General features: G+C 70.4%; 14 protein-coding genes. 4 read left to right on the top strand and 10 right to left on the bottom strand.

The window, feature by feature from the left end:
• Positions 1-70: 70 nt before the first annotated feature.
• Entirely contained in the window at positions 71-595 is a 525-nt protein-coding gene (locus ACK8N7_RS09015; RefSeq protein WP_032757459.1) for a hypothetical protein, read from the top strand.
• Positions 596-614: 19 nt separating this feature from the next.
• On the opposite strand, the gene ACK8N7_RS09010 is transcribed toward ACK8N7_RS09015, so the two are convergent.
• Both ACK8N7_RS09010 and ACK8N7_RS09005 read right to left on the bottom strand, forming a co-directional pair.
• The gene (locus ACK8N7_RS09010; RefSeq protein ID WP_500441805.1) at positions 615-1,271 is read right to left on the bottom strand and encodes a peptidoglycan-binding domain-containing protein; all 657 of its coding nucleotides are present in this window, start codon (positions 1,269-1,271) and stop codon (positions 615-617) included.
• Positions 1,272-1,445: 174 nt separating this feature from the next.
• Complete coding sequence (locus ACK8N7_RS09005) at positions 1,446-2,657, bottom strand: glycoside hydrolase family 64 protein (RefSeq protein WP_500445717.1); 1,212 nt, start codon at positions 2,655-2,657, stop codon at positions 1,446-1,448.
• A gap of 386 nt (positions 2,658-3,043) precedes the next feature.
• Between ACK8N7_RS09005 and ACK8N7_RS09000 the strand changes: the two genes are divergently transcribed.
• The 3 genes from ACK8N7_RS09000 to ACK8N7_RS08990 all read left to right on the top strand — a co-directional run bounded on the left by ACK8N7_RS09000 (position 3,044) and on the right by ACK8N7_RS08990 (position 9,035).
• Entirely contained in the window at positions 3,044-6,907 is a 3,864-nt protein-coding gene (locus ACK8N7_RS09000; RefSeq protein WP_500441804.1) for an endo-alpha-N-acetylgalactosaminidase family protein, read from the top strand.
• A 269-nt stretch (positions 6,908-7,176) separates the two neighbouring features.
• Positions 7,177-8,760: an acyl-CoA carboxylase subunit beta gene (locus ACK8N7_RS08995; protein ID WP_403215052.1), complete on the top strand. Its 1,584-nt coding sequence runs from the start codon at positions 7,177-7,179 to the stop codon at positions 8,758-8,760.
• Positions 8,761-8,831: 71 nt separating this feature from the next.
• Positions 8,832-9,035: an acyl-CoA carboxylase subunit epsilon gene (locus ACK8N7_RS08990; protein WP_403215054.1), complete on the top strand. Its 204-nt coding sequence runs from the start codon at positions 8,832-8,834 to the stop codon at positions 9,033-9,035.
• 88 nt (positions 9,036-9,123) lie between these two features.
• Here ACK8N7_RS08990 and ACK8N7_RS08985 read toward each other — a convergent pair whose 3' ends face one another.
• From ACK8N7_RS08985 to ACK8N7_RS08950, 8 genes are all read right to left on the bottom strand, one after another.
• Entirely contained in the window at positions 9,124-9,705 is a 582-nt protein-coding gene (locus ACK8N7_RS08985) for a GTP-binding protein (protein WP_014048542.1), read from the bottom strand.
• Entirely contained in the window at positions 9,686-10,339 is a 654-nt protein-coding gene (locus ACK8N7_RS08980; protein WP_403215056.1) for a DUF742 domain-containing protein, read from the bottom strand. Before ACK8N7_RS08980 ends, ACK8N7_RS08985 begins: the two co-directional genes overlap by 20 nt.
• Before the next feature lie 90 nt (positions 10,340-10,429).
• On the bottom strand, positions 10,430-10,843 hold the full coding sequence (locus tag ACK8N7_RS08975) for a roadblock/LC7 domain-containing protein (protein WP_030125847.1): 414 nt from the start codon (positions 10,841-10,843) through the stop codon (positions 10,430-10,432).
• A gap of 10 nt (positions 10,844-10,853) precedes the next feature.
• Positions 10,854-14,147, bottom strand: a complete 3,294-nt coding sequence (locus tag ACK8N7_RS08970; protein WP_500441801.1) for a sensor histidine kinase — start codon at positions 14,145-14,147, stop codon at positions 10,854-10,856.
• 363 nt (positions 14,148-14,510) lie between these two features.
• Positions 14,511-15,092 (bottom strand): GTP-binding protein, encoded by a 582-nt coding sequence (locus tag ACK8N7_RS08965; protein ID WP_015611636.1) that lies wholly within the window; start codon positions 15,090-15,092, stop codon positions 14,511-14,513.
• Positions 15,073-15,480 (bottom strand): DUF742 domain-containing protein, encoded by a 408-nt coding sequence (locus ACK8N7_RS08960; protein ID WP_015611637.1) that lies wholly within the window; start codon positions 15,478-15,480, stop codon positions 15,073-15,075. Before ACK8N7_RS08960 ends, ACK8N7_RS08965 begins: the two co-directional genes overlap by 20 nt.
• 135 nt (positions 15,481-15,615) lie before the next feature.
• The gene (locus ACK8N7_RS08955) at positions 15,616-16,029 is read right to left on the bottom strand and encodes a roadblock/LC7 domain-containing protein (protein ID WP_006127850.1); all 414 of its coding nucleotides are present in this window, start codon (positions 16,027-16,029) and stop codon (positions 15,616-15,618) included.
• A 9-nt stretch (positions 16,030-16,038) separates the two neighbouring features.
• Positions 16,039-19,764, bottom strand: a complete 3,726-nt coding sequence (locus ACK8N7_RS08950; protein WP_500441799.1) for a sensor histidine kinase — start codon at positions 19,762-19,764, stop codon at positions 16,039-16,041.
• Positions 19,765-19,926 lie beyond the last annotated feature (162 nt).

Raw genomic sequence — 19,926 nt, 5'->3', positions numbered from 1 at the left:
TTCCCTGTCCGGCGTGCGCGCTCCGCGCCCGTACGCCCTCTGTTTTGTCATGAGCAGGAGGAAATTCCCCATGGTGAACCGCCCACGACTCCGCTCCGCCCTCACCGCCCTGGCCCTCGTCCTCGGCGCCCTCTTCGTCCCCGGCATCGGCGCCCTCGGCAGCGGCGCCACCGAGGCGCACGCCGTGACCAAGCTGACCCACGCCCAGGCGACCTCCCGGTTCAGCTCCTCCGGGATCACCTGGTCGTCCTCGGGCGGCTGCTCGAACCGGAACGTCCCCACCTGCACGTCCTTCGACCAGCTCAACCTGCCGACCGCCCAGGGTGCCCAGACGCTCAGGAGTGCCACCGGCTGCGCGCTCAGGATCACCGGCGGCACGGAGACCGGGCACGCCGGCGGCACCTACTCGCACTGGAACGGCTACAAGCTGGACTTCGCCAAGAGCACCTGCCTGAACAACTACGTCACCGGCGTCTTCACCTACATCGGCGTACGGGGCGACGGCGCCCGCCAGTACCAGTCCGGCTCCGGCAACATCTACGCCGACGAGGGCAACCACTGGGACGTGACCTACTACAACTGCGGCGGCTGCTGACCGGACGGGCAGACGGTGATCAGTCGATCGGGTCCACCGTCGGCCCCTCCCGCTCCAGCAGGTCCCGGGCGAACCGCTCCCACTGCGCGTACCGGCCGGGGTGCGCGGACCGCTGCACCGCCTGGCACGCCTCGCCCGGGTCCATCGACTCCCAGCCCTCGATCTGGAGCAGCCCCGGGTTCTTCGTCGGTGAGGGCAGCCCGTAGAAGGACTTCGACGCGGTCGGGACGTGGGTGATCTGCTTCGCCGTGCCCCAGCCCATGCTCGGTCGCTGCTGGAAGATGCCGAGCGAGTCGTTGTCCACCGGCGTGGTGTAGTTGACGAACGTCGACTCCTGCATGGCCGTCATCAGGGCGATGACCTGCCCCTGCTCCGGGATCTCCGCGCCCTTCCCGACGCCGATGACCGTACGCGCGTGCGCGAGCTGTTCCGGGCCCAGGTCGGAGGGGTCGGCGAAGACCGTCCGCAGCTCGCCGTCCGGGGCCGTGCTGAGCAGCTGTGCCGTCGCGGTGTCCACGAGGCCGGTGGGGTCGAGACCGTAACTCTGCTGGAAGGCGCGCAGGCCCTGGGCGGTCGGCGGCGGGGGTGCGGTGGCGTGGGCGGCGGTGGGGGCGGCCAGCAGGAATACGGTGCCGAGCACCGCGAGCGTGCGGCGGGGGAGCCTGTTCTTGCGCATACGGATTCGCATACGAAACGGTTCCGGGACGCCGGAACGAAAGTCAAGGATGCCGTGAATAGTATGAATTGATGGTGTGTCGCGATCCGGGAAGCCGTGTCGGCCCCGGGCGTGCGAGTGCCCCTGCCGGCCGGGCCCGGCAGGGGCGGACTCACCTGGTGGCCGCGGGGGCCGTCAGGACCCCACGCTCACCGTGAAGCGGCGCGGGTTCCCGTCGTGCGCGGCGCCCGAGACATCGGGCTCGCCGTCCGGGCGGACGTCGTCGTACGGGAACGCGTAGCCGATCGGGCTGTTGGCGTGGACCACGCGGGACCAGTGGTTGGTCACCGGCGTCCGGTAGTAGTCCGCCACCGACGTGCCGTTGGGCTGGCTCGGGTGGCTCAGCATGATCGACCGGTTGAAGCCGGCCGCCAGCCGGGCCAGGATCGCCTTCTTGTCGTCGGAGTCGCCCGGGTTGTTGGTGAACGGGCCGTGGTTGCAGGTGAAGATGTCCTTGGACTCCGGCTTGGTGAACGTGTGGCCGCCCTCGAAGGTCAGCGTGTCCCCGCTGACCCGGCCCGCCAGCGTGCCCCGGCCGCCCTGGAGGTCGATGCGCAGGTCCTCGGAGCGGTACTTCTCCCAGACCTCGTCGATCTGGGCGGCGAACAGGTCCCGGAACGGCATCTCGGCGGGCCGGTCGAAGTACGGGGCCATGATGTTCTGCGGCGAGACGACCCGCAGCACATTGCCGTCGTCGCCCCGGGTGATCAGCTTGTCCCAGGGCTGCCCGTCGGCCGCTGCCTGCGCGGTCAGGTCCGCCGCGATCCGCTCCACCGCGCCCTCGGGGTGCGGAGCCACCACGTGGGTGCCGTCGCCCTCCAGCGTGATGCCGATCGGGAGGGCCGTGATCAGGTCCACGTAGCTGATGTTGGAGTACAGCTGCTCGGTGTTGAAGGTGAACTCGGCGAACGCCCAGGTCCGCCCGTAGTTCGGGTCCGTCGGTGTGGCGAAGGCGGGCTCCACCAGGGAGGGGCCCGGGTTGAGGAAGAAGTCCAGCTTGTCGTCGCGGACGAAGTAGACCCGCGCCCCGTACATCTGCGGCAGGGTCAGCAGGACCGGGCCCGCGCCCGCGGCCTTGAGCGGGATCGCGCAGTCCACCGGGAGCGGGGTCTGCGGGGCGCCGGGGGAGTCGGGGCGGTAGACACCGCCGTCCGGCCTGAGCAGCACCCAGCGGTCGGTGCCCAGCTCGTGGCCGGTGACGTACGCGTGCACCGTGTCCGGCAACGACTTGTTCTCCAGGGCCAGTTCACAGGTCGCGGGGGCGGCGGAGGCGCGCGGACTGAGGGCGGTGCCCCAGGCGGGGTACGTGAGCGCCGCGGCCGATGCGGCGGCGCCGGTCAGGAACATTCTGCGCGAAATCACGAGGGAACTCCCGAGTGTGTGGGGGCCGCAGACGGGTCGTGGGTGGGGGAGGGGAGAGACCTGACAGTGGGGGTGTCTGCGGGTGCGTACCACTCTCGTCAGGGGCGGAGCGAGCGTCAATACTTGTGGATGAGAGCGCTCTCAAAAATTCCGAGTCTTCACAACTCGACGCCCGGAAACGGCACTTGCCTGAACCGAGCGGGTGCGAACCGTGACTGTACGAAGGCGGCTCCGGCCAAGAGGTGAAGGTGGGGCCGGCCGTGGCCCCCGCGCGGGCAACTTGGACTAACGGAACACGGTTGTTGGACGGAGACGGCCCCCGGGGCCGACATTCGTTGACGGTGTCCGGACGCGGCGACTACTCAGGGGCCATGTCGCCAAGATTCCCCTCAGCCGGCCTGGTCGCCGTCGCCTCAGCAGCCGTTCTGGCGCTCGTGGGGACCGCCCTCCCCGCCGCAGCCGCCGATCCGTCCCCCGCACCGGCCGGGGCGGCGAAGCCCAGCGGCTCCGCCACCATCGGCTCCCCCCAGCTCACGGTCGCCGTCGGCGACGACTTCCCGCGCGTCCTGTCGTACACCGACCGGGCGAGCGGCAAACGGCTCCTGGGCAGTACGCGGCCGGTCACCGCCGTCACCCTCAACGGCACCGCCCACCCGGTGAAGCTCAAGGGAGCGCCGAAGACCAACGGCTCCTCCGCCCGCTACACCCTGGCCTTCACCGGCCTGCCCGGCGTCGAGATCGACGCCTCGCTCACCGTCTCCGGCCGGACCACCACCTTCAAGGTGACCGCCGTCCGCGACACCGCCGCGTTCCGGGTCGGGACGATCGACATCCCCGGGCACGACCTGATCTCGGTCGGCTCCACCGAGCCCGGCGCCTCCACCGCGTTCACCACGCTGGACCCGGACTCGACCAGGACCGCCGACGCGTTCGCCAAGGTCACCGGCGACACCAAGCCCGACCCGGCCCCCGTCGGCGCCACCTACGCGATCCTCAACACCTCCTCCCTCGCCGCCGCCGTCGAGTCCAACTCCTCCTACGACAAGCCCTCCGGCCCCACCGGCGGCGACGACGCCCGCTTCTGGCGCCAGGCCCGCGCCGAGGCCGACGGCACCGTCCGGGTCGGTGTCGGCTCGGGCCAGTGGACCTACCGGGGCGAGGGCGCCCCGAAGCCGGAGAGCGGCGAGAACCTGCCCTGGGCGAAGGTCGTCATCACCCCGGACGCCAACGGCGACAAGGCCGTCGACTGGCAGGACGGGGCGATCGCCTTCCGCTCCATCGGCATCACCGCCCCGGGCAGCGAGGAGACCGCCGACCGGGTCGTCACCCACATCCCGTTCAACTTCGCCAGCCAGGCCACCCACCCCTTCCTGCGCACCCTCGACGACGTCAAGCGGATCTCGCAGGCCACCGACGGCCTCGGCCAGCTCGCCGTCCTCAAGGGGTACGGCTCCGAGGGCCACGACTCCGCCCACCCGGACTACGGCGGCAACTACAACAAGCGCGCCGGCGGGCTGAAGGACCTCAACACCCTGCTCAAGGACGGCAAGAAGTGGGGCGCCACCTTCGGCGTCCACGTCAACGCCACCGAGTCCTACCCGGAGGCCAACGCCTTCTCCGAGCAGCTCGTGGACAAGACCAAGCCGGGCTGGAACTGGCTCAACCAGAGCTACTACATCGACCAGCGCCGCGACATCAACAGCGGCGACCTGGCCCAGCGCTTCCAGCAACTGCGCGACGAGACCGACAAGAACCTCAGCTTCCTCTACATCGACGTCTACTACTCGCACGGCTGGATCGCCGACCGGACCATGCAGGCCGTGCAGAAGCAGGGCTGGACCGTCGGCACCGAGTGGGCCGACAAGTTCGAGCGCGCCTCGCTCTGGTCGCACTGGGCGAACGACCTGAACTACGGCGGGGCCACCAACAAGGGCCTCAACTCGCAGATCATCCGGTTCATCCGCAACGGCGAGAAGGACATCTGGAACAATCACCCGGTCCTCGGCCAGAGCGTCCTGGAGGACTTCGAGGGGTGGACGGGCGAGACCGACTGGAACGCGTTCACCGCCAACATCTGGCAGAGGAACCTGCCCGCCAAGTACCTCCAGCAGCAGAAGATCACCCGCTGGGACGGCAACGACATCACCTTCACCGGCGGGGTGCGCGGCACGGTCGAGGACGGGAAGCGGACCTTCTACGACCAGGGCCGCAAGGTGCTCAGCGGTACGGACTACCTGCTGCCGTGGGACGGCGGGAAGAAGCTCTACCACTACAGCGAGACCGGGGGCACCAGCACCTGGGAGGTGCCGGGCAAGGGCCCGTACACGGTCTACGAGCTGAGCGACAACGGGCGCGAGAAGACCGCCACGGTCCGCCCGGTCAACGGGAAGATCACGCTGACCGCGACCGCCGGACAGCCGTACGTCCTCTACCCGGACCGCGCACCGAAGGAAGCCTCCACCGACTGGGGCCGGGGCACGCCTCTGAAGGACCCCGGCTTCAACGACCGTGACCTGACCGGCTGGACGAAGACCGGCACCGCCGCCCGGGACACCGACGAGCAGGGCCGCAACAGCGCCGCCCTCTCCGGCACCCCGGCCGCCGCGCTCTCCCAGAGCGTCACCGGCCTCAAGCCCGGCAAGCGCTACACCGCCTCCGCCCTCATCGAGGTCGAGCCCGGCTCGACCCGCCGTACGGTGCTGAGCGCGGGCGGGAAGTCGGTGGCCGTCGACCGCTCCACGGCCGAGGACTTCGTCGCTGCCTCCGACTGGCACGGCACCTCTTTCCAGCGCGCCAAGGTCAACTTCACCGCCCCGGCGAACGGCCGCACCACCCTGCGCATCGAGGCGGCCGCCGGCTCCACGGCGACGGTCCGCGCCGACGACGTACGGATCGTCGAGAACGGCCCCGCCACCCGGCCCGGCACCCTGGTGTACGAGGACTTCGAGGCCGTAGACCAGGGCTGGGGCCCCTTCCTCAAGGGGAACGCGGGCGGCTCCACCGACCCCCGCACCAGCATCTCCCAGCTCCATGCCCCGTACACCCAGTCCGGCTGGAACGGGAAGCTGATCGACGACGTGCTCGGCGGGAAGGAGTCCCTGAAGTCCCACGAGGAGAACACCGGGCTCGTCCACCGCACCGCCCCCTGGACCGTCCCGATGAAGGACGGCCACCGGTACAAGGTCGAGTTCGACTACCAGTCCAGCCACGCCGGCGCCTACAGCTGGGTCGACGGCTACGACCGGGTCGCGGGCGGCAAGGCATCCTCCACCGAGACCCGGGCCACCCCGATCGGGCAGCAGCGCACCACCGGCCACTTCAGCCAGACCCTCACCGCGGGCTGCGGTGACACCTGGACCGGGCTGCGGAAGCGGGCCGGAGCACCCGAGGGCGCGGACTTCGTCCTCGACGGGTTCACCGTGACCGACCTCGGACCCGCCCCCGCAGGGCAGGAGGCCGTCTGCGGCACGCTCGGCGTCGCCGCCGACACCGAGACCCTGGAGCCGGGCGCCCCCAACACGGTCAAGGCGACCTTCGGCAACGACGAGGCGAGCGCCGCCACCGGCGTGAAGCTCGCGCTGACCGTGCCCGAGGGATGGAAGGCCGAGCCCGCCGGCGTGGTCGCCTTCGACTCGGTCGCCCCGGGCGCGAAGGTCACCGGCAGCTGGCGGGTCACCCCGCCGGTGGACGCCCCGTACGAGACGTACCAGCTGGGCGCGGAGGCCACGTACGCCGTGGCAGGCTCCCCGCGTACGCTCGGCGCGCAGACCTCCGTACGGACCCTGCCGCCCCCGCCCACCGAGGACAGCTGGGCCAGTGACCTCGACTGGACGGCCTCCCAGAACGGCTGGGGACCCGTCGAGCGAGACCGGTCCAACGGGGAGACGGGAACCGGCGACGGCAGCCCGCTGAGGATCGGCGGCGTCGCGTACGCCAAGGGGATCGGCACCCACGCCCCGGCGAAGATCCGCTACTACCTGGGCGGGAAGTGCACCTCCCTCACCGCCGAGGTCGGCGTGGACGACGTCCAGGCCACGCGCGGCAGCGTGCGGTTCTCCGTCACCGCCGACGGGACGGAGAAGGTGAAGTCGCCGGTGCTGGGGGCCGCCGACCCCGCCTGGAAGCTCACCGCCGACGTCACCGGCGCGAAGTACGTCGAGCTCGTCGTCGACGACGGCGGTGACGGCAACGGCAACGACCACGCCGACTGGGGCAACGCCCGCTTCCACTGCTGAGGTTGAACCCCGGTCGAACAATGACCCAGGTGCGGTGGAGCTGAGCTGAACAGTGCTGGGCCATACTGAGGGGGCCTTCGGGCCCCCTCAGTGACATGTGGCCCACGGCACACCGCCTCTTTGTAGGGTTCTCACAGCGTGGAACGGCGTTTCGCTGGTGGATCGCGTGCCCGGTGGGATGGTTCTGTTCACACCCACCACGAAACCGGGCAGGAGACTGTACGGAGTCGACGGCACGATTTCTGGGTCGGGGTTCGTAGGGTCGATGCATGACCGTTGTGGACGAAACCCAGGGTGAGCCGAGCGACACGCGTGGCCGGGTGGCCGAACTGCTGGCCCTGCGCGAGCAGGCCCGGCGGGGCCCCAGCGAGCGCGCGACCCAGGCGCAGCACGCCAAGGGCAAGCTGACCGCGCGGGAGCGCATCGAGCTGCTGCTGGACGCGGGCTCGTTCCGGGAGGTCGAGCAGCTCCGCCGGCACCGGGCGACCGGGTTCGGCCTGGAGGCCAAGAAGCCGTACACCGACGGTGTCATCACCGGCTGGGGCACGGTCGAGGGCCGGACGGTCTTCGTCTACGCGCACGACTTCCGGATCTTCGGCGGCGCGCTGGGCGAGGCCCACGCCACGAAGATCCACAAGATCATGGACATGGCCATCTCGGCCGGTGCCCCACTGGTCTCCCTGAACGACGGCGCCGGTGCCCGTATCCAGGAGGGCGTCTCGGCCCTCGCCGGCTACGGCGGCATCTTCCAGCGCAACACGCGCGCCTCGGGTGTCATCCCGCAGATCAGCGTGATGCTCGGCCCGTGCGCGGGCGGCGCGGCGTACAGCCCGGCGCTCACCGACTTCGTCTTCATGGTCCGTGAGACCTCGCAGATGTTCATCACCGGACCGGACGTCGTGAAGGCGGTCACCGGCGAGGAGATCACCCAGAACGGCCTCGGCGGCGCCGACGTGCACGCCGAGACCTCGGGCGTCGCGCACTTCGCGTACGACGACGAGGAGACCTGCATCGCCGAAGTCCGCTACCTCATCGGGATGCTGCCCTCCAACAACCGCGAGAACCCGCCGACCGTCGAGAGCGACGACCCGGCCGACCGGCGCGGCGACGTCCTGCTGGACCTGGTCCCCGCCGACGGCAACCGCCCGTACGACATGCACCAGGTGATCGAGGAGCTCGTCGACGACGGCGACTACCTGGAGATCCACGAGCGCTGGGCGCGCAACATCATCTGCGCGATGGCCCGCCTCGACGGCCAGGTCGTCGGCATCGTCGCCAACCAGCCGCAGGCCCTCGCGGGTGTCCTGGACATCGAGGCCTCCGAGAAGGCCGCTCGCTTCGTCCAGATGTGCGACGCGTTCAACATTCCGATCATCACCCTTCTGGACGTCCCCGGCTTCCTTCCCGGCGTCGACCAGGAGCACGGTGGGATCATCCGGCACGGCGCCAAGCTGCTCTACGCCTACTGCAACGCCACCGTGCCCCGGATCTCGCTCATCCTGCGCAAGGCCTACGGAGGCGCCTACATCGTCATGGACAGCCAGTCCATCGGGGCGGACCTCACCTACGCCTGGCCCACCAACGAGATCGCGGTGATGGGCGCCGAAGGTGCCGCCAATGTCATCTTCCGCCGCCAGATCGCGGACGCCGAGGACCCCGAGGCCATGCGCGCCCGCATGGTCAAGGAGTACAAGGCCGAGCTGATGCACCCCTACTACGCGGCCGAGCGCGGCCTGGTCGACGACGTCATCGACCCCGCCGAGACCCGCGAGGTGCTCATCGCCTCGCTCGCCATGCTCCGCAACAAGCACGCCGACCTGCCGTCCCGCAAGCACGGCAACCCCCCGCAGTAGTCGCCCTCCGCAGCGGCGCGATCCGCCGCACGGTCCACGACACCCTGCCGAGAAGACGGAGACACCCCACCATGAGCCTCACTTCCTCCGAGTCCGTCCTGCGCGTCGAGAAGGGGCACGCCGACCCCGAGGAGCTGGCGGCCATCACCGCCGTCCTGATGGCCCGCGCCGCCGCCCAGCCCGCCACCGCCGCCCACCGCGGCCGCGACACGGCCGGCTGGCGCCGCCTGGAGCGCACGCCGGGCTTCCGCGCGCCGCACAGCTGGCAGGGCTGACCCGCCCACAGCGCCGTACGAAGAAGGGCCCCGCACTCCTCAAGGAGTTGCGGGGCCCTTCTTCGTACGTACCGGAGTGCCGGAGGCCTCAGCGCAGGCGGGCCATCAGGGCGTGCTCGACCAGCGTGATGAGCGCGCTCTTGGCGTCGGCGCGGTGCCGGGCGTCCGTCGTCAGGATCGGGGTGTCCGGCCCGATCTGCAGCGCTTCACGTACCTCGTCGGGGGTGTAGGGCTGGTGTCCGTCGAAGCCGTTGAGGGCGATGACGAAGGGGAGGCCGCTGTTCTCGAAGTAGTCGACGGCGGGGAAGCAGTCGGCGAGGCGGCGGGTGTCGACGAGGACGACGGCGCCGATGGCGCCGCGGACCAGGTCGTCCCACATGAACCAGAAGCGGTCCTGGCCCGGCGTACCGAAGAGGTACAGGATCAGGTCCTGGTCCAGGGTGATACGTCCGAAGTCCATGGCCACCGTCGTGGTGGTCTTGTCCCCGGTGTGGGTCAGATCGTCGATGCCCGCGGACGCGGACGTCATCACGGCTTCGGTGCGCAGCGGATTGATCTCCGAAACGGCACCGACAAACGTGGTCTTACCCACGCCGAAGCCCCCTGCCACCACGATCTTCGCCGAGGTAGTGGAGCGGGCCGCTCCGCCGCTAGAGCTTGCGAAGTCCACTGAGCACCCTTTCGAGCAGTGTCACATCTGGCTGGCCGCCGGCGGCCTCGTCGCCGCCGGGCTGATGGATAGCGACGAGTCCGGCCTCGGCCAGGTCGGCGACGAGGATCCGGGCAACGCCGAGGGGGATCGAGAGAAGGGCCGAAACCTCGGCGACCGACTTGATCTCGATGCAGAGCCGGCAGATCCGCTGGTGCTCGGGCAACTGCCCTTGCAGCCGGGACGGATCGGCCGTCGTGCTGACCAGCGCCTCGATGGCGAGCTGGTAACGCGGCCGGGTCCGGCCGCCGGTCATGGCGTACGGACGGACCAGCGGATTGTGCGCGGCGGGCTTGGCGGGCTCGGGAGCCCGCCGCTGCTGCACCGGCTGGATATGCTGCTGCTGGGGTGCGTCGTACCGCTGGGACTGCTGCGGCTGCTGCTGCGGCCACGGCGAACCCGGCTGCTGCTGGGGCCACTCGGACCCCTGCGCGCCGTGGGCGCCCTGTGACTGCTGCGGCTGCTGGTATGGCTGATATGCGTTCCCCGGGGCCTGGCCGCCGGATCCTGCGGGGTAGCCGAAACGGTTGTCACCGTGCTCACCCGGAACCCTCTGTTCACCCTCGTATGGGTGTCCGCCTGTGGGTGCTGCCACGTTTCCTCCTCCGACTGCCGGTCGCCGATCCCAGTGGGGCCGCGCCACCGCACCTTATGGCGCGGTGGCGAGAAACGCACTGTCTGTCTACTAGTTAAGAAGGCTTCCCTGAAGTTCGGCGCGGAGATCCGGGGTCAGAACACTGCCCGCGCGGTCGACCAGAAGTGCCATTTCGTACCCGACCAGACCGATATCGGCATCCGGGTGGGCGAGAACGGCGAGTGACGAACCGTCCGAGATGGACATCAGGAAGAGGAATCCCCTCTCCATCTCCACAACGGTCTGGTTCACCGCCCCGCCCTCGAAGATCCGGGAGGCGCCCGCGGTCAGCGATGTCAGACCGGAGGCGACGGCCGCCAGCTGGTCGGCGCGGTCGCGCGGGAATCCTTCGGACATGGCCAGCAGGAGTCCGTCGGCGGAGACCACCACCGTGTGCGACACCCCGGGGGTGTTGTCCACGAAGTTGGTGATCAACCAGTTGAGATTCTGCGCCGCCTGGCTCATCGGGCTCACACTAACGCTCCTGGTTGTAGGTGGTACTGGTGTCCGACCCGGCGCTGCGTCCCCGCTGGACTCCCCGCCGCAGGTTGCTCAACCTGCCGCGGACGTCCTCGGGAGCGCGGGAGACCTGTGGGCCGCCCTGCTGGGTCTGCTCCGCCGTGCCCTCGACCAGGTTGGCCTTGGGCACGCGCCGGGGGAGGCCGGAGGGGGTGATTCCGCCCGCCTTCGGCTCACGGAGCTTCTCGGCCCGCTCCCAGCGCTCGTCATTCGTCGAGCGCCAGTCGTCGGTGCCGTCCCCGTCGGTCTGCGAGGCCTGCCGCTCTTCCTGCTGCGGCTGCGGAGCCGGAGCAGGGGCCGCGGCAGGAGCCGGAGCCGCAGCGGGCTGGTCGTTGCCCCGGCCGCTCGGCTGCCAGTGCTGCGCACCACCGCGGCGAGGCAGACCGGCTTCGGTCAGCTCGTGGCCGACGTTCGGGGCGGACCCCGGACTGTCGAAGCCTACGCGCTCCTGCTGCGGCGCGGGAACGCTCGGAACAGATTCCGCCTCAGCCTGTCGAACCGGCTCAAATGTGTTTTGGAAACCGCTCTGAACAGGCCAGTCGTCCTGGTGGGACTGGCCGGTCGGGGCAGCGTACCGGTCGGCCGCGTACGGATCCTGCGGGTTCTCCGGAGCGGCATATGCCGCTTCCGCGTACCCCTCCTGAGCCTGGGGCTCCGTCCCGTTCTGCTGCTGCGGGTAGCCGTCCCCGGTGCCGTACTGCTGCTCGTAGGAGCCGGCGTACGGGGCCTGGCCCTGCTGGGCGGAGTCCTGGCCGTACTGCTCCTGGCCGTAGGAATCCTGCGCGTAGTTCTGCGAGCCGTCGTACTGGTCCTGACCCTGCGAGCCGTTGTACGGGGCCTGCCCGGCGTACGGCTCCTGCGCGTACTGCTCCTGGCCGTAGTTCTGCTGCCCCTGGGAGCCGTCCGGGAACGGGCTGCCGGTCTGGGCCTCCAGCGCCGCCCTGCGCTCCTCGCGCATCAGCGAACGGTTGACCGGGTCCAGCTGGCCCGGGTCCGCCGGGACCTCGTAGCGCGAGTCGTCGAAGCCGAGCTCCGCCGCGGTGCGCATCTGGCCGTGCTGGGGCGCCGGTTCGAAGGCGTCCCGCTGCTCGGGAATGATCGAGGAGACGGTGAAGTCGTCCTGCCCGTGGCCGGATTCGCCACCGCCACCGTGGGTGATGGCGTCGGGGAGCATGACCAGCGAGGTGGTTCCGGCCTGCTCGCCCGAGGGGCGCAGCTGGACCCGGATGCCGTGCCGGTCGGCGAGCCGGCCGACCACGAACAGGCCCATGCGCTGGGAGACCGCGGCGTCCACGGTCGGCGGGTTGGCCAGCTTGTGGTTGATGTCGGCGAAGTCCTCGGCGGTGAGGCCGATGCCCTTGTCGTGGATCTCGACCATCACCCGGCCGTCGGGCAGCCGGGTCGCGGTGACACGGACCTTGGTCTGCGGCGAGGAGAACGTGGTGGCGTTCTCCAGCAGCTCGGCCAGCAGGTGCACGAGGTCGGTGACGGCCCGGCCGTGGATCTCGGCCTCGGGGACACCGGAGAGCTCGACGCGCTCGTACGACTCCACCTCGGAGGAGGCGGCGCGCAGGACGTCGACCAGCGGCACCGGCTGGTCCCAGCGGCGGCCCGGCTCCTCGCCCGACAGGACGAGGAGGTTCTCGCCGTTGCGCCGCATACGGGTGGCCAGGTGGTCCAGCTTGAAGAGGCTCTCCAGCTGGTCCGGGTCGGCCTCGTTGTTCTCCAGGTCGGTGATGAGGGTCAGCTGGCCCTCGATGAGCGACTGGTTGCGGCGCGAGAGGTTGGTGAAGATCGCGTTGACGTTGCCCCGCAGCATGGCCTGCTCGGCGGCGAGCCGGACGGCCTCGCGGTGCACCTGGTCGAAGGCGCGGGCGACCTCGCCGATCTCGTCCTGCGTGGTGATCGGGATGGGCTGCACCCGGGTGTCGACCCGGCCCGGGTCGGTGCGGGAGAGCTGGTCGACGAGGGAGGGCAGCCGCTGTTCGGCGATGGAGAAGGCGGCGGTACGCAGCTGGCGCATCGAGCGGCTCATCTGGCGGGCCATGAGCCCGGCCACCAGGAAGGCGGCCAGCAGGGCGATGACGACGGCCAGACCGTTGACGATCGCGTCCCGCTTGGCGTCGGAGGATATCTCCGCGGCCTCGTTCACCGCCTTGGTGACGAGCTCGTCCTCGACGGTGGCGTACCCCTGGAACTTGGCGGTGGCGGCGGCCATCCAGGTCTCGGGCGTGATGCCCTTCTTCGCCAGGTCCTCGGGGTCCTGGCCCTGGCCGATCTGCTGGGCCATGCCGTCGAAGACCGAACCGTCGATGCTCGGCGGCGACACGAACGGCTGACCCGCGGCCTCGGCCTGCTCACGGGCGGCCTTGAGCTGCTTGGCGCCCTCGGCGGCCTTGCCCGCCATGACCTGCTTGAGGCGGTCCACATCGGCCTGGGTACCACCGGAGTTGAACTCGGCGAGAGCGATCTGCTCCATGTAGTTGTACGAGCCGAAGGCCTTGACCTGGTCGTTGTAGGTGCCGGGCTTCTTGCTCGGGCGCACCAGCAGGTGCATGCCGATCGAGCGCTGAAGCGATTCTGCAGCCTTGGCCAGCTCGATCGCGTAGACGGTACGGCCGTAACTGGTGATGTTGCCGGTGCCGAGGCCGAGCTCGTTGGAGAACTCCATCAGCGAGTGCTGGACCTGGGTGTAGCCCTCTTCGGTCTTCACCGGGTCCAGCGCCTGCGAGTAGGCGGCCTTGCGGAGCTCGGGGAGCTTGGGCTCCTCGCCCTTGAAGAGCTTGAGACGGCGCTCCAGACCCGGCTTGGCCGGCATCTCCTTCACCGCGGCCTCGAAAGCCGCACGCGCCTCGTCCGTGGTGGCCCGGGACTGCTCGACGATGTCGGCCTCCCGGTCGCCGGAGAGCAGCGGCTGGGCGGTGAGGTCCCGCTCGTCGAGGAGCGCCTGACCGTAGTCCGACGCCGCGCGGACGACGAGCGCGATCTTCTCGGCCTCCTGCGCCTCGCTCCAGGTGTCGATGGAGCCCTTCACCTGGAAGCCGCCCATGATCAGGCCGACGATGACCGGGATCAGGAGGATCGCGTTCAGCCGGGTGGCCACCCGCCAGTTGCGCGGGGAGAACCGGCTGGTGCTGCCACCTGCCGGCTCCGGCTCGGGCGCCTGTGCAGGCGACGCAGCAGCGTGCGACGGCGGGGTGAAGTTACCCCGCTCGGGCTGCACCGCGGAGCCCTCGTTGCTTCGCCTCACTCGACCAACAACCTCTCGGCGTCGGCACCTACGTTGTGCCGGATTATTCGTTCAGGGCCGTAACTACTCGGGAGTTCGACGCATTGCAGCACGGGGACGGGCCCCCTTCCAAACACTCGGAATCGATCATTCCGAGTGGCCCACGCCTCAGATAAAACGGGCATAAAGAGCGAGCCCCGTCAAAAGGCGGGGCTCATGTGAGCGCAGTGGCACCGTATGGATGCGTCGGGTGGTGGCGCGGAGCCAATTCTCTGTCGAAACGTTATGAACACGGGGGCGGACCGTGTCAAACGACACAGGCCGCCCCCGCGTGACTACAACAACTTCCGTATGGCAAAAACGACTTCCGCCTACTTGTCCGGGCTACTTCAGGCGTGCCATCAGGGCGTGCTCGACCAGGGTGATCAGGCCGCTCTTGGCATCCGCACGATGCCGGGCATCCGTGGTGATGATGGGTGCGTCCGGCCCGATCTGCAGGGCCTCGCGTACCTCGTCGGGGGTGTAGGGCTGGTGTCCGTCGAAGCCGTTGAGGGCGATGACGAAGGGGAGGCCGCTGTTCTCGAAGTAGTCGACGGCGGGGAAGCAGTCGGCGAGGCGGCGGGTGTCGACGAGGACGACGGCGCCGATGGCGCCGCGGACCAGGTCGTCCCACATGAACCAGAAGCGGTCCTGGCCCGGCGTACCGAAGAGGTACAGGATCAGGTCCTGGTCGAGCGTGATACGGCCGAAGTCCATGGCGACGGTGGTCGTCGTCTTGTCCCCGGTGTGGGTCAGGTCGTCGATGCCCGCGGACGCGGACGTCATGACGGCCTCGGTGCGCAGCGGGTTGATCTCCGAAACGGCACCGACGAACGTGGTCTTGCCCACGCCGAAGCCGCCCGCCACCACGATCTTCGCGGAGGTAGTGGCGCGGGCCGTACCGCCGCTAGAGCTTGCGAAGTCCACTGAGCACCCTTTCGAGCAGTGTCACATCCGGCGCGCCGCCGGCCTCTCCATTGCCCGGCTGGTGGATGGCCACCATGCCGGCTTCCGCCAGGTCCGCCACAAGGATGCGGGCGACACCGAGCGGCATCGACAGCAGCGCGGAGACCTCGGCCACCGACTTGACCTCACGGCACAGGTGGCAGATCCGCTGATGCTCGGGGAGCAGCGTCCCCAGATGCGCCGGGTCCGCGGTGGTGCTGACCAGTGCCTCTATCGCGAGCTGGTAACGCGGCCGGGTCCGGCCGCCGGTCATGGCATAAGGACGAACCAGCGGCTGGTCGCCTCCCTCGTCGTACGACGCGTGGTGCAGTGCGCCGTACGGATCGGGTGAGGCGGGTGGCGGGGTCATGAATCCTCCGGGCGTGACAGCAGGTTCTCGGCTTGCCGTCTGCAAGGGGCCGGTGAGGGGACTAAGGCGGCCTGGCGGGTGAGGGTTGTGGGCATTACCTGGGGGGATCGTGTCGTGAATCCGCAGGACGGCCGCCTAATGGAGCAGACTGCCCTGGAGCTCGGCGCGGAGGTCGGGCGTGAGGACGGTGCCCGCACGGTCGACCAGGAGGGCCATCTCGTACCCGACCAGACCGATGTCGGCGTCCGGGTGGGCGAGGACGGCGAGTGAGGATCCGTCGGAGATGGACATCAGGAAGAGGAACCCGCGCTCCATCTCCACAACGGTCTGGCTGACGGCGCCGCCCTCGAAGATCCGCGAGGCGCCCGCGGTCAGCGACGTCAGACCGGAGGCGACGGCCGCCAGCTGATCGGCGCGGTCGCGCGGGAAACCTTCGGACATCGCCAGCAGCAGGCCATCCGCGGAGACCACCACCGTGTGGGACACCCCTGGGGTGTTGTCCACGAAGTTGGTGATCAGCCAGTTCAGATTCTGCGCGGCCTGACTCATGGGGCTCAACTAACGCTCCTGCTGGTGAGTGGGGCCGAGATGGATACTGCCGGTCGACGGGCCGTTGTTGGCCTGCCGTCCCTGCTGGATGCCCCGGCGGAGATTGGTGAGACGACCGCGCACGTCATCGGGCGCACGCGAGACCTGAGGTCCGGACTGGTGATTCTGCTGCTGAGCGGTCCCCGGAACCAAATTGGCGCGGGGAACACGGCGGGGCAGCCCGGAAGTGGTGACCCCGCCGGCAGCCGGCTTCTTGACCCGCTCGGCCTGCCGTACGAGTTCGTCGTTGGGCGAGGCACGCCAGGAGCTGGTGACCGGGGGCTCGGCCGCACCACGCTGGGGCATTGGCGGAACGGGCACACCGGTGGGCTCCGGAGCGGCCGGCGCCTGCGGCTCGGGGGTCTGCTGGCCGCCCTGGCCCGGGCCGTGGAACCAGTTGGTCTCCAGGGTGTCGTACAGCGGCGTGCGACCGTCCCCGGGACCGGCCGGCGGCAGGGCCTCCGGCTGCTGGGGGAGCGCGGGCCGGTACGGGGGCTCGCCCGCCGGGGACGCCGACGGACGCGGGGCGCCGAAGTCGTTGCCGTCCCGGCCGCGCTGACGCGGCGCGGGCAGCCCCTGGCCCTGGTTCTGCTGGAGCGGCGCGTTGAAGTCGGGCCGCGCGAACTGGGCGGTGCTCGCCGGGTCCTGGGCCTGCTGGCCGTACCCCTGGCCCTGAGGCGCGTTGAAGTCCGGCCGGGCGAACTGCGAGGTCGCGCCCGGGTCCTGGTGGCCGTCGGCCGGCCGCTGGTTCAGCGGGGCGTCGAACGCCTGGTCCTGGCCGTTGCCCGTCGGCCGGGCGAACTGCCCGGTCGTCTCGTGCTCCTCGTGGCCCCGGGGGCCGTCGGCGCCCCAGCCCGCGGCCTGCGGCCGCTGCTGGGCGTTGCCGCCGGGCAGCTCGGCCCGCGGACCACCGGTCGGCGGCAGCTGGCGGCCGGGGCCGCCTGGCTGCTGGAAGCCGCCCTGGGTGCCGGGGCCGTTCTGCTCGTGCCGGGCCTGCTGGGGCTGCGGCGCGCCGGGCCCCTGCTGGTACTGCGGCTGGCCGGGGCGGCCCTGCTGGCCCTGCTGGTTCTGCGGGGCGAACGTGTTCGAGCGGCCGTTCTGGCCGGGGGAGGCCGGAGCGCCGTGGCCGAACAGGTTCGGCTGGCCCGGCTCCGTACGGCCGGGAGCATCGCCCTGACCGCGTGCGCCGAGCCGGGCACCGTTGCCGAAGGCGCCGGAGAGGCCGCCGCCGCCCTGGCGCTGGGGCTCCTGGCCCGGGAAGGGCTGGCCGCCCTGGCTCGGGTTGCCGGGGTTCTGCGGGCCGTTGTTCTGCGGGTGGCCGGGGCCGTTGTCCCGCGCGGGGAGGGCGGCGCGCGGGCCGGAGCCCGCACCGACCTGGCCGCGCTGGCCGCCGGGGGCGGAGCCGAGGCTCTTGGCCCCCGGTCCGCCGGGTCCGCCGCCGATGCCCGGCCGCTGGCCGCTGCCCGCGCCGTTGCCGGCGAGGAGGCCGCCGGGGGCGCCGCCGGGCTGCTGGCCGGGGCCCTGCTTGGACGGGGGCTGCTTGCCGCCGTGGGCGACATCGACGGGCAGCATGACCAGCGCGGTCGTGCCGCCGGAGTCGGAGGGGCGCAGCTGGATCCGGATGCCGTGACGCAGCGACAGCCGGCCGACCACGAACAGACCCATGCGGCGGGAGACCGAGACGTCCACGGTGGGCGGCTGCGCGAGCCGCTCGTTGATCGCCGCGAGGTCCTCGGGGGAGAGGCCGATACCGGTGTCGTGGATCTCGACCAGCACCCGGCCGTCGGGCAGCGCGTGACCGGTGACCCGGACCTTCGTCTGCGGTGAGGAGAAAGATGTCGCGTTCTCCAGCAGCTCGGCGAGGAGGTGCACGAGGTCGTTGACGACCCGGCCCGCGACCTCGGTGGCGGGCACCGCGGAGAGTTCGATGCGCTCGTACTGCTCCACCTCGGAGGCGGCGGCACGGAGCACGTCGACCAGCGGGACGGGGCGGGTCCACCGGCGGCCCGGCTCCTCGCCCGCGAGGACGAGGAGGTTCTCACCGTTACGGCGCATACGGGTCGCGAGGTGGTCGAGCTTGAAGAGCGAGGAGAGCTGGTCCGGGTCGGCCTCGCGCGACTCCAGCTCGGAGATGAGCGAGAGCTGACGCTGGATGAGGCCCTGCGAACGCCGCGAGAGGTTGGTGAACATCGCGTTGACGTTGCCTCGCAGAAGGGCCTGCTCGGCGGCGAGGCGGACGGCCTCGCGGTGCACGTCGTCGAAGGCCGCGGCCACCTGGCCGATCTCGTCCCGGGAGTGCACACCGACCGACTCGACGGAGGTGTCGACGTCCTGCGGGTCGGTCTCGGAGAGCTGCTTGACGAGCTCGGGCAGCCGGTCCTGGGCGACGCGGGTCGCGGTGTCCTGGAGGCGGCGCAGCGAGCGGATCATGGAGCGGGCCACCACGAAGGCGCCGACCAGCGAGACACCGAGGACGAGGAGGATGACCGCACCGTTGATGATCGCCTCGCGCTGGGAGGCCTCGCGCAGCTCGCGCGCCTTGGCCTCCATGTCGCTGAGGAGGGTGGTCTCGATCGTCTTCATCGCGTCGATCTTGGTGGAGGACTGGTCGTACCAGTCCATGTACGAGCGCACCTTCGCCCCGTCGATCCCGTTCGGGGTGTCGAGGATGTGCTTGGCGTACATGTTCGCCGCGTTGATCTCGGGGTTGTTGCCGTTGTCCAGCGGAGCCATCAGGTCCACCGCACTCTCGCCGGTCGACCCGTAGATCGACTTGAACGAGCTGATGGCCCGCGTCTCCTTGTCGAGCGCGTTGGAGCCGAACTGCTTGTCGTTCTCGTTGAGGTGCGGTTCCTTGACCGAACCGCCGGGCAGCGCGGCCGCGATGATCGCGCGCTGGATCGAGGCGTACTCCTTGGCGGAGGAGAACGCCGCCAGGGCCCGGGTCCGCTTGATCATGTCGGGGTTGCTGGTCGCCTGGGCCATGTCCTGGGACAGGCTGAGCAGCGAGGTGATCAGCTGGCTGTACTGGTCGATGGTGTTGAGGGACGGCGCGCCGTCCTCGTACGCCGACTTGCGGATCGACCGGATGTCGCCGAGCTGGGAGGCGATCTGGGCGACGCTCGCGTGGATGCTCTCCAGCGCGTCGTCGTTCTCGAAGTCGCCGATCTCGTTGGTCGCGTCCAGGAACGCGTCCTTGGCCCGGTCGGTCTTCTCCCGGGGCTGGGAGACCTTGTAGTCGGTGGCCTTGGACCCGTTGGAGAGCGGACCGGCGGACTGGTCGCGCTCCACCTGGAGTGCCTGGGCGAGCGAGGTCGCCTGCTTGGTCATCTGGGTCAGCAGCTGCATGTGCTCCAGCTGCTGCATGTCGGTCATGGACTCGTTGATCCTCAGACCGCCCAGGCTGGTCGCTGCGACCACGGGGAGGGCGAGGAGTGAGACCAGTCGCGTACTGATGCGCCAGTTACGGAGCGCTATTCGCGAGCCCGTATCGACCGGGCCGCGGGAAGCGGGAGGTGTGCCCGGCTCGGCTCCGCCGCTCGTCGTGGAGGCCGGGCGCTGCGCGCGGTCGCCGTTGTCGCCGGCAGCGGCCGGCCCGGGGTTCTGGGCGTGCTGGGGCGAGGAACCGCGGTCGGTCCCGCCGCGCGGCTCCTGTTCCGCCGGAGCGCTGCCATCCCTCTTGAAACGTCCCTGCACTAGCGTCGCAACCTCTGGACCAGGCGTTCCGTCCGCGAACGGACAGAACGGTGTCGGCGTCGTGGGGCGCTGGACGCGCCCCATGGTGGTCGTTGAGTGACCGGCGTACTTCCCCTCCCGCCGCCCCTCGGCGCTGCGTTGCGCCCCGGTGCGCCAGTCTGA

Origin of the sequence: Streptomyces griseobrunneus (genome assembly GCF_046713465.1) — a bacterium.
Classification (GTDB): Bacteria; Actinomycetota; Actinomycetes; order Streptomycetales; family Streptomycetaceae; genus Streptomyces; species Streptomyces microflavus.
This window is presented reverse-complemented; position numbering and strand designations above follow the sequence as displayed.